This window comes from Pseudomonas sp. NPDC090203, from assembly GCF_044746765.1.
Classification (GTDB): domain Bacteria; phylum Pseudomonadota; class Gammaproteobacteria; order Pseudomonadales; family Pseudomonadaceae; genus Aquipseudomonas; species Aquipseudomonas putida_AD.
The window spans coordinates 530,218-543,212 of sequence record NZ_JBIVCV010000001.1 but is presented as its reverse complement, the minus strand read 5'-3'; the positions used below and the strand labels follow the sequence as shown (position 1 = coordinate 543,212).

Genomic DNA, 12,995 nt, shown 5'->3' with positions numbered 1-12,995 from the left:
TGCGGGAATAGCTCAGTTGGTAGAGCACGACCTTGCCAAGGTCGGGGTCGCGAGTTCGAGTCTCGTTTCCCGCTCCAAATTCACAAGAACGCCGCTCAATAGAGCGGCGTTTTTGTTTGTGCGCGTTTTTTAGTTCCTTCCTTTATATGGCTGCGCGAACCTGCCGCGCAGCATCTCTGCGAATCAGCGGGCCGCCTGCGTATCCTTTTTCAGTGCCGCCTGTTCGGCAGCCAGTCGAATGGCGTTGAAGTCCGGATCAAATCCCTGCGACACATCGACATGTTTGTTCAGAATGCCTTCGCGCTGATAAATGTCGGCGGTGTTTTGCAGGCCCTTGATCACGCCGTCATCAATGCTCACGCGCTCCATGGTGGTTTCCCTGGCGGTGGCCAGGTGCACTTCAACCGGTAGGCCGGTGACTTTGGCCTGGGCGGCGGCGTACTCGGCAGGGTGAGTGTTGACCCAGCGATAGGCGCGATCCAGGCGCACGACGAAGTCGTCCAGTTGAGCGCGTTTTTCGGTGATGGCCTTGCTGGTGGCGGCGAGGTAGGAGTGATTGGTCAAAAGGTCCGGGCCGTTGGGCAGGATACGTGCGCCACTCTGGGTGGCCACGGTGGTGTAGGGCGCCCAGGTGGCCCAGGCGTCGGCGTTGCCATTGTCCAGGATCAGCCGGGACTCGCTGGGCAGCAGATACACGAAGCTGACATCGCTGGATTGAAGGCCGGCCTCGTTCAGCGCGCGGATGGCCAGGTAGTGCCCGATCGAGCCGCGTCCGGTGACGATGCGCTTGCCTTTGAGATCGGCCACGCTCTTGATGGAAGAGTCGTTGCGCACGATCAGGGCCGTGGTGTAGCGGCCACTGACATGGGTGATGCTGATGACTTTCAACGAAGCACCGGCGCCCAGTGCAAACACATAAGGCGCATCGCCCAGGGCGCCGACGTCTACGGCCCCGGCATTCAGGGCTTCACCCAAGGGCGAGGCCGACGGGAATTCGGAGAATTTGATTTCGTAAGGCACGTCCTTCAGTTCGCCCGAGGCCTGAAGCAGGACTTTGAGCGCCGATTTCTGGTTGGCGACGAGCAGTGGCTCCAGGGCTTCGGCAGCCTGGGTAGATTGATTGACGGCCAACAGCAGTAATGCGGCAGACAGGAGGCGGGTGAGAGGGATGTTCATGGGGGATCTCCAGGCTTGAATGCGAGAGCGGCCTCCGCCTGGAGAAGGGGTCGGCCATCGAATGGGTGAATGCCCGCGGTGGGGCGATTTAAGGCGGTGGAAATGTGGGGGATGAGCCATCGCCGCCGCGGGCAAGCGCGCTCCTACAGCGCGCGCTGATTATTTGCCTTGCACCAATCCTGTAGGAGTGAGCTTGCTCGCGATAGCGGTGTGTCTGCGAGACATGTGCTCACTGACACACCTCAATCGCGGGCAAGCGCGCTCCTACAGGAGGGGGCGGTCAGATCACGTAGAAACCATGGGTGCCGTCGCGAGCCAGTTGGTCCACCAGGCCGAACTCCCAATCCAGATACGCCTGCATCGCTTCGCGGGGGGCATCGGTGCCTTCATAGGGGCGGCGGTAGCGGTCGATACGCTGGGAGGCGAGGTGGCTTTCGCCAGTTTCCAGTTCAAAGCCTGCCGCGACCCAGCTCGCCGTGCCGCCGCCCAGCAGAAACACTGGCTTGCCGGTCAGGGCCTCGACTTCCGGCACCACCAGGCGCGCCAGCTTGCTGCTGCCGCAGGTCAGCACGTAGCGTTCGGCGGCGGGGATCTTCTGCAGGGCGCTTGAGAGGTTGGCGCGCAGTGTCCACCAGGCGCCGGGGATGTGCTGTTTCACGTAATTGGCGCTGGCGGTGAAATCCAGCACCGCGACGCCGCCCTGTTGCTGCCACTGGCGCAGGGTGTCGGGGCTGATCTCTTCGACCTGCCACGGGGTCGGGATCGGGGCATTCCAGGCGCCTTTTTCCTTGAAGTCCTGCGGCTTGAGGCCGTCCAGCACGAAGACTTCCCAGCCCATTTGCGCCAGCCACGAGGCCGACATGTTGGCGCGTACGCCATCGTCATCCACCAGCACGATCCGGGCGCCGCGCACACTGGCGTAGTGATCGGTTTCCTGCACCAACTGGCCGCCTGGCGTCGAGCGCGCGCCCGGCAGGTGGCCTGCTTCAAATTCTTCGGGAGTACGCACATCGAACAGGTAGGTGGTGCGCGTCGTCTCGGCCTGCCAGGTGTCCAGATCAGCGCGGATGCCGCGTTTCACTTTCGCCGTGTCGGCCACTTTGCGCGCATCGGCCTGGGCGGCTTGTTGGGTCTGCTCGCTGACTGCGCCAAAGCGCTGTGCCTGGCCGTGATCCAGGGTCTGGCCAGCCAGCAGCCAGCCGATGGTGCCGTTGCGCAGTGCGGAGATCGGGTTGGGCAGCCCGGCATTCACCAGCGACTGGGTGCCGATGATGCTGCGGGTGCGGCCAGCGCAGTTGACGATGATCCGGGTCTTGGGATCGGGCGCCAGCTCGCGGGCGCGCAGCACCAGTTCGGCACCGGGCACGCTGACGCCGGTGGGTATGCTCATGGTCTGGTATTCATCGAATCGGCGGGCATCGAGTACTACCACATCAGCCTTGCTGTCGAGCAGGGCTTTGACTTCCTCGGCAGCCAGGGACGGGGTGTGGCGATGATGCTCCACCAGCTCGCCAAAAGATTTGCTCGGCACGTTGACGTCGATGAACAGCTCACCGCCGGCCTCGCGCCAGCCTTGCAGGCCTCCTTCCAAAGCCTTGGCGTTGGTGTAGCCCAGCGCGGCCAGACGGGCGAGGGCCGGCTGGACCAGGCCTTCGCCGTTGTCATAGACCGTGATTTGCGTGTCTCGGCGCGGGATGCGGGAGAACACTTCCAGTTCCAGCTTCGACAGCGGAATGTTGGCCGCGAATAACGGGTGCGCCTCGGCGAAGGGCGCTTCCTCGCGTACATCCACCAACGCCACTTCCTGGCGAGCGAGCAGGGCATTTCGGATATCGCTGTAGGATCGAGTGCTTTGAGTCATCAGTTCTGGTTCTCTTTGGACAGGTCCCAAATGTTGGGGAGAAAGGCGTTGGAATAGCCGGAGATGAACAGTTTTTCGCTGCCGTCAGCTTGATAGACGGCACGCTTGACCGCGCCGATGTTGGCGCCGTAGACGTGGATGCTGATCGACACCTGGTCGGCGAAGGCGTTGCTGACCTGATGGATATCGTTGCTGCGCGGTGACAGGGCTTCGACGTGGCCGGGGTCCAGGCGAATGGCCGGGCCTTCCTTCTCAAGCCGGCCGTCGGTGGTGCGGGCGAACCCCTGGGAGAACTCGGCGCCGCGCAACATGCCGATCAGGCCCCAGACGCGGTGATCGTGAATGGGCGTGCTCTGACCCGGCCCCCAGACAAAACTGACAATCGAAAAGCGCTGCCGGGAGTCGGCATGCAGCAGGAATTGCTGATAACGGGTGGGGTCGGGTATGGCGAACTCGTCCGGCAGCCAGTCGTCGTGCCTGACCAGTTGGCCCAGCAGCTTGCCGCCACGATGCAGCAGGTCGGTTTCGTGGGGGTGACTGTCCACCAGTTCAGCCAGTGCGGCGATGAAGGCCCGGAGTCGTTCGGGGTGTCGAGAGGTAGGCATGTCGGCTCCGCATCTAAGGATTACGACAATATAAGCATAATACCGGCGTTTAATATGCTATTTATTAATGATTAGGTTATAACGAAAAGGCATTTGATAACCCAAGTGAAGGTCGGCGGGCTATCCATGGGCGGCATTTGGAATTATGCTTTTTGCCTATCTCTTGCCTTTTTTATATGTGCCTTTCGAATGAAAATTGATGATATCGATGCCTTTGTCGCGGTGATTCGCTGTCAGTCGATCAGCCATGCGGCCGAGTCCCTGGCGCTGACCCAGCCGGCGATCACCCGACGGGTGCAAAACTTCGAGCAGGCGCTGGGGGTCGAGCTGTTCGACCGCAACACCAAACCGCTCAAGCCGACGCCCATGGGTACACAGGTGTATCAGAAGTGTCTGGCCATCCTGCGGGAAATGGACTCGCTGCGCGAACTGGTGGCCAACGATACGCCGCCCAGCGGGCTTCTGCGCCTGGGCGTGCCGCAGACCATCGGCGATGTGGTGCTGCTCGATGCGCTCAAACACTTGCGCGGGCAGTTCCCGGAACTGCGTGCCCAGGTCGCCACGGGCTGGGGCAGCCATCTGGTGAGCAAGATCGAGAATGGCGAGCTTGACGCTGCAGCGGCGCTGTTTCCTGCGGGCAAGATTTTCCCGGAAGGCATCATCGGCGAGTCCATTGGCAAAATGGAGCTGGTGGTGGTTTGCGCCGCAGACCGCGTGCCGAAGAAGCCGGTCAAACTGGCCGACTGTTATGACCAGGGGTTCGTGCTCAACCCGGACGGTTGCGGTTTTCGCGCGGGGCTGCAGCGTACCCTGGCGGATCAGGGGTTGAGCCTGAAGGTCAACCTGGAAACCTTTGGCACTGAATTGCAATTGGGCCTGGTGGCTGACGGCATGGGCCTTGGCCTGGTGCCGCGACCTTTGCTTGAGCGCAGCGCCCACCGGGAATCCCTGGCGGTGTTGCCACTCAAGGATTTCAAACCGGTGATGGATTTGTGGCTGATCTACCCAAGGTTCCTGGGCAACCTGCAGGCGCCGGTGGCGTCGTTCGGGCGTCTGGTGGCGGATGCATTGAGGCAGGGGCAGGAGGCAGCGTAATCAGTGCCTCCCTGCTCCTGTAGCAGCACGGCCGGGCGGCGTTCCGATGCCGGCGGGGGCGATCTTGAGGCCGCCCCCGCCGGCAAGCCGTGCTGCTACGGGGTATGTATTCGCAGGATTCTCAAGCAACCTTCTCACGCTTCTCCCGTTCGCGCCTGGCCACCAGTTCGCGGGTCAGCGGGATCAGTTTCCTGCCGTAATCGATGGCATCGTCCAGCGGGTCGAAACCGCGGATCAGGAAGGTGGTTATCCCCAGGTCGTAGTAATCGAGCAGCGCGTCGGCCACCTGTTCGGCAGTGCCCACCAGTGCAGTCGAGTTGCCCTTGGCGCCCAAGAGACCCGCGATTCCGGTCCACAGGCGCTTGTCCAGGCGCGCACCCTGCGCGGCCGCTTGCAGCAGGCGTTTCGAGCCTTCGTTGGCTGGCTCCCGGCGCTCGAATCCACTGGCCTGCGCCAATGCCTTGGCTCGCTCCAGTATACTGTCGGCGCGGGCCCAGGCCTTTTCCTCGGTCTCTGCCAGAATCGGCCGCAATGACAAACTGAAACGCACCGTACGCCCGTGCTTCGCGGCTTCGGCACGCACCTGTTTGACGATATCCCTGACCTGCTCGTAGGTCTCACCCCACAATGCATAGACATCGGCATGCTTGCCCGCGACTTCGATGGCCGCCTGTGAAGCACCGCCGAAGTACAGCGGGATATGCGGCTGTTGTGGCGATTTGACCAGCGAGTGCGCGCCTTCGAACCGGTAATAAGTGCCGTGGTGGTCGAAGGGTTTTTCTTCAGTCCATTCCTTGCGCACCACGCTCAGGTATTCGTCGGTGCGTGCATAGCGCTCGTCCTTGCCGATGAAACTGCCGTCGGCACGCAGCTCCTGATCATCGCCCCCGGTAATGATATGCACCGCCGTGCGCCCGCCGTTGAACACATCCAGCGTGGTGAACTGCCGGGCGGCGACGGTGGGGGAGATGAAGCCTGGGCGGTGAGCGACGAGAAACTTCAGCTTTTTCGTGACGCTGGCGGCGTAGGATGCAACGAACGCGCTGTCCGGGCTGTTGGAGTGGTAGGCGACCAATGCGCGATCGAAGCCCGCTTCCTCGTGGGCGCGAGCGACCTTTTCGACATATTCGGGCTGAATCGTCTGACCGCTGCGTGGGTGGATTTCCGAGCCGGGTTGCGTGGCGATATAGCCGATGAATTCGACGCTCATGACAATTCCTTGTGTTGATGAAAGACCGGGCGCAGGAGTAGGCGCCAGCGCTAGTCAGCAACATAAGGGGATGGGCGCAAGCTGTGAAATTCGATTTGGCGCTAAGCTAATTATAAAAATAATGCATTTACTTGAAATGCTTATATTACAAAACCGTAGCAGAACGGCTTGCCGGCGTCAGCGATCCCAGATACGCCGACGCCGGCAAGCCGGATTGCTACTTGGGTGTCGATATCAGTGGCGCGGGCCGTCCTGTCCCAGGGCCAGCAACTGTTTTTCCTGTTCCCAATCGAACGGTTCTTCGTTTTCTTCAGCCTCGAAACGGCGCTCTTCGAGGGCGGTGTACATGTCGATTTCTTCGTCGGGCATGAAGTGCAGGCAGTCGCCGCCGAAGAACCAGAGCAGGTCGCGGGGCACCAGATGGGCGATTTGCGGATAGCGCTGGATCACCTGGCAGAGCAGGTCCTGGCCCAGGTACTGGCTTTCGATCGGCTCCACAGGCAGCAGGGCCATCAGTTCGTCATAACGCTCCAGGAACAGGTCATGGCTTTCTTCGGGAACCTGTTCTGCTTCACCCAGCGCGACCAGGATGCCGCGCAGGTGCGTCAGCAGGTTCAGAGTGTGGTCGAGATTGGCGTTGGCCATGATGAGGTCCTCAGAGACAAAAACAGGCGCGGGAGTATAGATCTCCCCAAGGCCTGCCGATAGTCCGCCGAGGACCTGCGGTCGTGCAAGGCGTGCGGGTTCAGTGCCAGAGGCCGGCCAGGTATCGGTGCCCGGCTTCGGTCAGGGCGATGTGGGAGAAGGTATTGTCAGGGCTGGGCTGGCGTGTCACGAAGCCGATGAGTAACAGGGTTTGCAGGGTCTGGGTGGGTTTGCCGCTGTGAAGGTCCTCCCCCGAGGCGATTTCAGCAAGCAGGCAGCGATGAGTCATGCGTTGATCGATCATGATGCGTCCCCTTGGTGTTTTCTTGTTGTTACCGGGGAGTGTAGGACAAGGTTGGGGGATGTGCAGGCTAGAGCGGTAATCGAGCCGCCGGCCGCGCAAATTTCTGTAGGAGCGCGCTTGCCCGCGACTGCGATCTTGCCGTGCCATATCGGCTGGCTGAACGATCGCGGTCGCGGGCAAGCGCGCTCCTACAGGTGTTGCCCCTAGCGGATTTTGCCTTCGGCTGCGGTCAACTGCTCCTTGTCGAAATCATCCACGTCAATCACCTTGCGCCGCGCGGTTTCGGCGGCGCGCAGTTTCTCGGCTTCGGCCACCTGCAACACTCCGGCATTGAGCGCGGCATCGACCACATGCTCGCCAGCAGCGGGTTTCACCTGCCCACCTTTGAGCGCCTGATGCAGCCGAGCATGCAGCGGTTTGGCTTCGTGCAGGCGGTCCGCTGCGTGTTGCAGGGCACCGACCGGATCGTCTTCGGCGGTGGGGCGGTAACAGCCGGCCAGCACCGACTCTAGCGCCGGATCGCCCTTGGCGCGGCCGATGATCTGCGCGACCTCGGCATCCAGTGCATCGGACGGGCCTTTGTGGCGGCGGCCAAACGGGAACACGATCACCCGCAGCATCCCGCCCAGAATCCGGTTCGGGAAGTTGCTGAGCAACTCATCCAGTGCGCGTTCCGATTCGCCAAGCGCCTCTTCCATCGACCAGCACAACAGCGGCGCCAGTGCTTCGGGGTAGTCCAGGTCGTGGTAGCGCTTGAGGGCCGCCGAGGCCAGGTACATGTGGCTCAGCACATCACCCAACCGCGCGGACAGACGCTCGCGGCGTTTCAGTTCGCCGCCCAGCAGCATCATCGACAGGTCGGCAAGCATGGCGAAGGCCGCAGCCTGACGATTCAGCGCGCGGAAGTAGCCCTGGCTCAGGCGGTCCCCCGGCTGGTTTTCGAAATGCCCGAAGCCCAGGTTCAGCACCAGGGTGCTGGCGGCGTTGCGCACGGCGAACCCGATGTGTTGCAGCAGCAGGTCATCGAATTCGACCACGGCCTGGTCGTGATCTTCACGTCCGGCCAGGGCCATTTCCTTGAGCACGAATGGATGGCAACGGATCGCGCCCTGACCGAAGATCATCAGGTTGCGCGACAGGATGTTCGCGCCTTCCACCGTGATGAAGATCGGCGCACCTTGCCATGCGCGGCCGAGGTAATTGTTCGGCCCCATGATGATGGCCTTGCCGCCGTGCACGTCCATGGCGTGGGTGATGCACTCGCGGCCGCGTTCGGTCAGGTGGTACTTGAGTATCGCCGACAGCACCGACGGTTTTTCGCCCAGGTCCACCGCATTGGCGGTCAGCATCCGCGCGCTGTCCATCAGCCATGCATTGCCGCCGATGCGCGCCAGGGCTTCCTGAATTCCTTCGAACGCCGCCAGTGGCACGTTGAACTGCTCGCGGATCTGCGTGTACTGGCCGGTGACCAGGCTCGCCTGCTTGGCCGCGCCGGTGCCTACAGCAGGGAGGGAAATCGAACGGCCCACGGACAGACAATTCATCAGCATCATCCAGCCTTTGCCGAGCATGTCCTGGCCGCCAATCAGATACTCCAGCGGGATGAACACGTCCTTGCCGGAGTTGGGCCCGTTCATGAACGCGGCGCCCAGCGGCAGGTGACGACGACCGATTTCCACGCCCGGCGTGTCGGTGGGAATCAGCGCCAGGCTGATGCCCAGATCTTCTTCCTCACCCAGCAGGTGTTCAGGGTCGTAGGCCTTGAACGCAAGGCCCAGCAGGGTGGCGACGGGCCCGAGGGTGATGTAGCGCTTTTCCCAGTTCAGGCGCAGGCCAATCACTTCTTCGCCCTGCCACTGGCCTTTGCAGATGATCCCGGTGTCGGGCATGGCGCCTGCGTCGGAGCCTGCCAGCGGGCCGGTCAGCGCAAAGCAGGGAATGTCATCGCCACGGGCCAGGCGCGGCAGGTAGTGATTGCGCTGCTCGTCAGTCCCGTAATGCAGCAGCAGTTCTGCCGGTCCCAAGGAGTTGGGCACCATGACGGTAGACGCCAGATCGCCGCTGCGGGTCGCCAGCTTCATCGCCACCTGCGAGTGGGCGTAGGCCGAGAAACCTTTGCCGCCGTACTCCTTGGGGATAATCAGGGCAAAGAAGCCGTGGGTCTTGATGTGCGCCCAGGCTTCTGGCGGCAGGTCCATCGCCTGGCCGATTTCCCAGTCGCTGACCATGGCGCACAGCTCGTTGGTCGGGCCATCGATAAACGCCTGTTCTTCTTCGGTCAACTGACTTTTCGGATAGCTGAGCAGGGTGTTCCAGTCCGGGCGGCCACTGAACAGTTCGCCGTCCCACCAGACCGTGCCAGCGTCGATGGCATCACGCTCGGTTTCTGACATAGGCGGCAACACTTTCTGGAACCAGGCGAACATCGGCGCACTGAAATACTTGCGGCGCAGGTCCGGCAGCGCCAGCGGCAAGGCCACTGCCAGCCACAACGCCCAAGGGACTATCATCCAGCCATGGGCATGGCTGAGCGCCCCCATCACCAGCAGGTAAACCGCCACAATTCCAAGGGCGGGGAAGGGCGCGACGCGCCGATGGGTCAGCCAGGCCACGCCGATCACCAGAACCACGATCCACAACAACAGCATAGGAATCCCTCCATAAAGACGGCGAAACAGGCGCCATCGAGCACGCAGACAAGGCTCTGCCCTGCGCATCGATAGTGACCCCTGCCTGCCATGGGAGTTCGAACCGTGGCCGATGCGCGTGAGGGTGTGGCTCTAATACCCCCTTGGCCCTGCGGTCGGGTAGACTGCCTGCCCACAGGCATATGCCACTAATTCGTTGTCACCGTACGCAGGAGAATAAAAAGATGCTGAAGATCTGGGGTCGCAAGAATTCGTCCAACGTTCGCAAGGCGTTGTGGATCGCGCAGGAACTGGGGCTCGAATACGAGTCGATCAACGCGGGCGGCGCGTTCGGCCTCAACGATCAGCCTGAGTACCTGGCAAAGAACCCCAACGGCGTGGTGCCGATGATCGAAGACGGCGACTTCGTGCTGTGGGAATCCAACGCTATCGTGCGCTACCTGGCGGCGCAGTACGGTGCCGATGCGGCGCTTTATCCTGCCGACCCCAAAGCCCGGGCCCAGGCCGATAAATGGATGGACTGGACTACCTCGACCTTTGCCGGCCCATTCCGCACCGTGTTCTGGGGCGTGTTGCGCACCCCGGCCGAGCAGCAGGACTGGAACCAGATCAACGCGGCCAGGGCGACGGTCGAAAATCTGCTGCACATCGTCGACAAGACCCTGGCGAGCCAGCCGTACCTCTCGGGCAATGAATTCGGCATGGGCGACATTCCGTTGGGCAGCTTTATCTATGCCTGGCTGGAAATGCCGATTGAACGTAGCGAGCTGCCTCACCTCAAAGCCTGGTACGAGCGTTTGCAGCAGCGTGAAGCCTATCGCACGGCGGTCATGACGCCGCTGACCTGAATGCCCGCCGCGTTGAATTAATATCTACTATCAATAGAACTCGCTGTACTTGCGCGGCCTCGGCAAGCACCATGGCTATCCGGGCCGCGTTTGCAACGGAATGTTTCAGTGGCGGTCGTTTTGTATTAGTCCTCTTTTCCCTTTTCCCTTTTCCTTTTATTGGTGTGTTTTCAGTCATGAGTTCAGCTCTGTCCATCCGGCAGCTAACCAAGACCTACGGCAATGGATTCCAGGCCCTCAAGGGCATCGATCTGGACGTTGCCGAGGGTGATTTCTTCGCATTGCTCGGCCCTAACGGTGCCGGCAAATCCACCACCATCGGCATCATCTCGACCCTGGTCAACAAGACCACCGGCACGGTGAACATCTTCGGCAACGACCTGGACCGCAATCCGGCGCAGCTCAAACGCTCGATCGGCGTGGTGCCCCAGGAGTTCAACTTCAACCAGTTCGAGAAGACCTTCGACATCGTGGTGACCCAGGCCGGTTACTACGGCATCCCGCCGAAGATCGCCAAGGAACGCGCCGAGCAGTACCTGACCCAGCTCGGACTGTGGGACAAGCGCGGTGTGCCGTCGCGGTCACTGTCCGGCGGCATGAAACGACGTTTGATGATCGCCCGTGCGCTGATTCACGAGCCGCGTCTGTTGATCCTCGATGAGCCCACCGCGGGCGTCGATATCGAGCTGCGCCGTTCGATGTGGACCTTCCTCACCGAGCTCAATGAGAAGGGCATCACCATCATCCTCACCACCCACTATCTGGAAGAGGCTGAGCAGCTGTGCCGCAACATCGGCATCATCGACCACGGCACCATCATCGAAAACACCGGGATGAAGACGCTGCTCAACAAGCTGCACGTCGAGACTTTCCTGCTGGACCTCAAGGATCCGATGGCCGTTGCTCCGCAACTTGCCGGCTATCCGTCGCGTCTGGTGGATAACCATACCCTGGAAGTGCAGGTGGACAAGACCATCGGCATTACCGCGCTGTTCGGTCAACTGGCCCTGCAAAATGTTCAGGTGCTGAGCCTGCGCAATAAAACCAATCGCCTTGAGGAGCTGTTCGTGGGCCTGGTCGAGAAGAATCTGTCGAAGGTGGCGGTATGAGTTCGGAGCTGCGCCCCAACCTGATCGCCATGAACACCATCGTCTACCGGGAAGTGCGTCGCTTCATGCGCATCTGGCCGCAGACCCTGCTGCCGCCTGCGATCACCATGGTTCTGTACTTCGTGATCTTCGGCAACCTGATCGGCCGGCAGATCGGCGACATGGGTGGCTTCACCTACATGCAGTACATCGTGCCGGGCCTGATCATGATGTCGGTGATCACCAACTCCTACGGCAACGTGGTGTCCAGCTTCTTCGGCGCCAAGTTCCAGCGCTCGGTGGAAGAGTTGATGGTGTCCCCGGTGTCGCCACACACGATTCTGATCGGCTTCACCCTGGGCGGGATGTTGCGCGGGTTGATGGTGGGCGTCATCGTCACCATTCTGTCGATGTTCTTCACTGACCTGCAGGTGCACCATCTGGGCGTGACCATCGTCGTGGTGCTGCTGACCGCAACGATCTTCTCGCTGCTGGGTTTCATCAACGCGGTCTTCGCACGTAACTTCGACGATATCTCGATCATCCCGACCTTCGTCCTGACCCCGCTGACGTACCTGGGCGGTGTGTTCTACTCCATCAACCTGCTGCCGCCGTTCTGGCAGACCGTGTCCCTGGCCAACCCTGTGCTGCACATGGTCAACGCCTTCCGCTTCGGGATCCTGGGTGTGTCGGACATCAAGATCAGCATCGCCCTGGCGTTCATGGTCGTGGCGACGATCGTGCTGTACCTGGGCTGCGCTCGCCTGCTGGTGAGTGGGCGCGGGATGCGGCAGTAATCCCGTCAGGTTTTGCGGCGGTTCTAGGGGCGCCGCAAATCCTGTAGGAGTGAGCTTGCTCGCGATTGCTGGCTGTCATCCAACCCATGCGTGACTGATACACCGCGATCGCGAGCAAGCTCACTCCTACAGGACTGGATTGTTGGCTTTAACTGCGTTTGGCCTTGCGTTGGCGCCACTGCCGTCCCACCCACCAACGCCAATACCCCATCGTCCCGAAATACCCCACCAAGCCCAGCACAATCCCCGCCACCACAGAACCCAGCAGAAACGGCTGCCACAGCGTCGAGAGCTGGCCGCTGATCCATTCCCAGCTCATCTCGTCCGGAAAACTGCGCGGCGGCAGGCCCATCAGCAGCGCGCCGATCTTGTAGGTGCAGTAGAAAACCGGTGGCATGGTCAGGGGGTTGGTCAGCCAGCACAGGCTGACGGCAATCGGCATGTTGGCCCGTACCCAGACAGCCAGAAAGGCGGCCAGCAACATCTGCAGCGGCATGGGCATCAGCGCGGCGAACAGACCGATGCCCATGGCACGAGCCACGGAGTGCCGGTTCAGGTGCCAGAGGTTCGGATCGTGCAGCAGGCGCCCGAGAAAACGTAAGGACTTGTGTTCCCGGATGCTGTGCGGATCGGGCATGTAGCGTTTGATCAAGTGACGTGGCATTCGGTAATCCGGCGGCTGGACGGAAAAGTGCGGGCAAGTATGCATGGATGGTGA

Annotated in this window: 12 protein-coding genes and 1 tRNA gene; 5 read left to right on the top strand and 8 right to left on the bottom strand. The window is 61.5% G+C overall.

The window, feature by feature from the left end:
- Window position 1 precedes the first annotated feature (1 nt).
- A tRNA-Gly gene (locus ACIPO9_RS02455) sits at window positions 2–77 on the top strand.
- 106 nt (window positions 78–183) lie between these two features.
- Here the strand turns inward: ACIPO9_RS02455 and ACIPO9_RS02450 are convergent.
- From ACIPO9_RS02450 to ACIPO9_RS02440, 3 genes are all read right to left on the bottom strand, one after another.
- A complete protein-coding gene (locus tag ACIPO9_RS02450; RefSeq protein WP_400778687.1) occupies window positions 184–1,176 on the bottom strand; it encodes an ABC transporter substrate-binding protein in 993 nt (330 codons plus the stop codon).
- 280 nt (window positions 1,177–1,456) lie between these two features.
- Window positions 1,457–3,040, bottom strand: coding sequence for a rhodanese-related sulfurtransferase (locus tag ACIPO9_RS02445; protein WP_400778781.1), 1,584 nt, complete (start codon window positions 3,038–3,040; stop codon window positions 1,457–1,459).
- Window positions 3,037–3,642, bottom strand: a complete 606-nt coding sequence (locus tag ACIPO9_RS02440; RefSeq protein WP_274132228.1) for a cysteine dioxygenase — start codon at window positions 3,640–3,642, stop codon at window positions 3,037–3,039. Before ACIPO9_RS02440 ends, ACIPO9_RS02445 begins: the two co-directional genes overlap by 4 nt.
- A gap of 189 nt (window positions 3,643–3,831) precedes the next feature.
- Here ACIPO9_RS02440 and ACIPO9_RS02435 point away from each other — a divergent pair, with 189 nt between their 5' ends.
- Window positions 3,832–4,737 (top strand): LysR family transcriptional regulator, encoded by a 906-nt coding sequence (locus ACIPO9_RS02435; RefSeq protein ID WP_400778686.1) that lies wholly within the window; start codon window positions 3,832–3,834, stop codon window positions 4,735–4,737.
- Window positions 4,738–4,858: 121 nt separating this feature from the next.
- Here ACIPO9_RS02435 and ACIPO9_RS02430 read toward each other — a convergent pair whose 3' ends face one another.
- From ACIPO9_RS02430 to ACIPO9_RS02415, 4 genes are all read right to left on the bottom strand, one after another.
- Window positions 4,859–5,947: an LLM class flavin-dependent oxidoreductase gene (locus tag ACIPO9_RS02430; protein ID WP_400778685.1), complete on the bottom strand. Its 1,089-nt coding sequence runs from the start codon at window positions 5,945–5,947 to the stop codon at window positions 4,859–4,861.
- Between the two features lie 234 nt (window positions 5,948–6,181).
- On the bottom strand, window positions 6,182–6,592 hold the full coding sequence (locus ACIPO9_RS02425) for a PA2817 family protein (protein ID WP_274132225.1): 411 nt from the start codon (window positions 6,590–6,592) through the stop codon (window positions 6,182–6,184).
- A 100-nt stretch (window positions 6,593–6,692) separates the two neighbouring features.
- On the bottom strand, window positions 6,693–6,896 hold the full coding sequence (locus tag ACIPO9_RS02420) for a hypothetical protein (protein WP_274132224.1): 204 nt from the start codon (window positions 6,894–6,896) through the stop codon (window positions 6,693–6,695).
- A gap of 203 nt (window positions 6,897–7,099) precedes the next feature.
- Window positions 7,100–9,544, bottom strand: a complete 2,445-nt coding sequence (locus ACIPO9_RS02415; protein ID WP_400778684.1) for an acyl-CoA dehydrogenase — start codon at window positions 9,542–9,544, stop codon at window positions 7,100–7,102.
- A 224-nt stretch (window positions 9,545–9,768) separates the two neighbouring features.
- Between ACIPO9_RS02415 and ACIPO9_RS02410 the strand changes: the two genes are divergently transcribed.
- The 3 genes from ACIPO9_RS02410 (at window position 9,769) to ACIPO9_RS02400 (ending at window position 12,277) form a co-directional block, all read left to right on the top strand.
- A complete protein-coding gene (locus ACIPO9_RS02410) occupies window positions 9,769–10,392 on the top strand; it encodes a glutathione S-transferase family protein (RefSeq protein ID WP_400778682.1) in 624 nt (207 codons plus the stop codon).
- A 176-nt stretch (window positions 10,393–10,568) separates the two neighbouring features.
- Window positions 10,569–11,501, top strand: coding sequence for an ABC transporter ATP-binding protein (locus ACIPO9_RS02405; protein WP_400778680.1), 933 nt, complete (start codon window positions 10,569–10,571; stop codon window positions 11,499–11,501).
- Window positions 11,498–12,277: an ABC transporter permease gene (locus ACIPO9_RS02400; protein ID WP_274132220.1), complete on the top strand. Its 780-nt coding sequence runs from the start codon at window positions 11,498–11,500 to the stop codon at window positions 12,275–12,277. The genes ACIPO9_RS02405 and ACIPO9_RS02400 overlap by 4 nt, the downstream gene beginning before the upstream one ends.
- A gap of 148 nt (window positions 12,278–12,425) precedes the next feature.
- On the opposite strand, the gene ACIPO9_RS02395 is transcribed toward ACIPO9_RS02400, so the two are convergent.
- Complete coding sequence (locus ACIPO9_RS02395; protein ID WP_400778678.1) at window positions 12,426–12,941, bottom strand: DUF2062 domain-containing protein; 516 nt, start codon at window positions 12,939–12,941, stop codon at window positions 12,426–12,428.
- Window positions 12,942–12,995 lie beyond the last annotated feature (54 nt).